This is a genomic window from Hymenobacter terrestris (assembly GCF_013377905.1).
Taxonomy (GTDB): domain Bacteria; phylum Bacteroidota; class Bacteroidia; order Cytophagales; family Hymenobacteraceae; genus Hymenobacter; species Hymenobacter terrestris.
In genome coordinates this window covers 1-1,537 of record NZ_JABKAV010000143.1, presented here as the reverse complement: position 1 = coordinate 1,537, position 1,537 = coordinate 1, and the positions used below count along the sequence as shown (strand labels likewise).

General features: G+C 68.5%; 1 protein-coding gene. It reads right to left on the bottom strand.

The window, feature by feature from the left end; all coding sequences use genetic code 11:
• Positions 1–54: 54 nt before the first annotated feature.
• Complete coding sequence (locus HW556_RS18315) at positions 55–1,500, bottom strand: IS4 family transposase (protein ID WP_176901557.1); 1,446 nt, start codon at positions 1,498–1,500, stop codon at positions 55–57.
• Positions 1,501–1,537: the final 37 nt, after the last annotated feature.

Sequence of the window (1,537 nt, the reverse complement as noted above, 5' to 3'; positions counted from 1 at the left end):
CTTGTCGTTACCCAAAACTTGTGAGAAGCGCCGGCCAGTAGGCCGGCGCTTTTTTTAGTGTTCCTCGCGCGGCAGCTGGGCGGCCAGCTCTACGCCCTCAACGAGGTAACGCAGATGCACCATTCCCAACCAGAGGGTCTGCCAGCCTGGCGGCCCATCGCCAGCCCTACCTAGGTGCCCACCGAGCCCCGCCAGGGCATAATACACCTGCCGCACCGTCTGCAGTGGCCGGCTCCGCTGGCTGCGCAGCACACTCAGATAAAGCGTCGACAAGCCCGCCGTTTCTGCGGGCGCATCGGGCCGCTGACGACTATGTTCACGCAAATCCACCAGAGCCAGGGCCACCACGCTCAGCAGGGCCACGGCCGCGAACAGGCGGGCAGCCGTGTGCAACTGCAGCCGCTCGGCCCCCAGGCCCGTTTTCAGGGCCTTATGAAAGTCCTCCATCAGCCAGCGGCTGGCGTACTGCTGCGCCCGTTCGCGGGCCTGGGGGCCGTTTAGCACGACGTCGTCGCACAGCAGCAGCCATTCCAGCTTCCCCCCTGGCTCCCAGACCCGCACCACGCTGGCGGCCACCGGTGGTCCTTTGCCAGCACTGGCGCCCGGCCGTTGAGGAGCACGCAGCGCCAGCCCCGGACAATAGCTCACCTGCAAATGCGCCAGCCGGGCCGCCTGGCCCGGGCGGGCCCGTAAGGGCAGCTCCATTTGCCCGGCACTGGGCTGGGCCCGGGCCACGGCAAACAGGGTGGCGGCGGATCCGCCGGCGGCCGCTGCCAGGCCCCGGTCCTGCGCGGCGCGCACCACAAACCCCAGTCCTTGCTGCTGGCACTGATACAAATGCGCATAGATGTCAGCCCCGCGGTCGGCCACGACGACCCAACGCCCCTGCGACGGCGGCGAGCCAATGGCGCGCAGGCTCTGCGCCCACAGATCAGACTCGCGGGCCCGCCCCTGCCGGGAACGGGTGCCGCCGTGCGGGTGCGCCTTCTCAGCGGCAGAGCGTGCCTGGCGCACATAAAATTGCTGATCCAGCAGTCCCAGCAGCGGCAGCGGTGGGCGCGTCGCTGCGCTTGACCCGCTGCCGCCGGGCCAGCGGGCAGCCACCAACGAGTGCAGGAGTACGCCCTGCTCGCCACTCACGCTGGCCCCAACCGGCCCCAATCCGGCCCGGCGGGCAGTGGCCGGGGCCCAGCGTAGCTGCGTGGTGTCTTCCAGCAGCAAGTAGATGCCTGCTTGCTGCAACTGCTGCAGAACCAGCGCCCGGTGTGGCCCCTGCAGTGTATCGGGGGTGGCCGCCGCACTGCTCAGCAGGTGGTAGGCCGCCTTGCCGGCATACGCCGAACCGGCTCCCAGCCGAGGGATGCTGGCGCCGGGTTGGCGGGCCCATCCGGCCGCCAGCGTGCACACGCGCCGGGTACGGCGTACATCGCCCAATGGCACACCGCCAAAATGGGTCTGGGCCCACTGGCCGACATCACAGAAATGTTGCGAAATACTCATCTCCTAAAATACGCCCAACCACCAAAAAAAGCGCTGA

What these genes read in the sequence shown, in the direction of transcription:
- HW556_RS18315 (WP_176901557.1), bottom strand. Translation starts at nt 1,500, where the DNA reads ATGAGTATTTCGCAACATTTCTGTGATGTCGGCCAGTGGGCCCAGACC.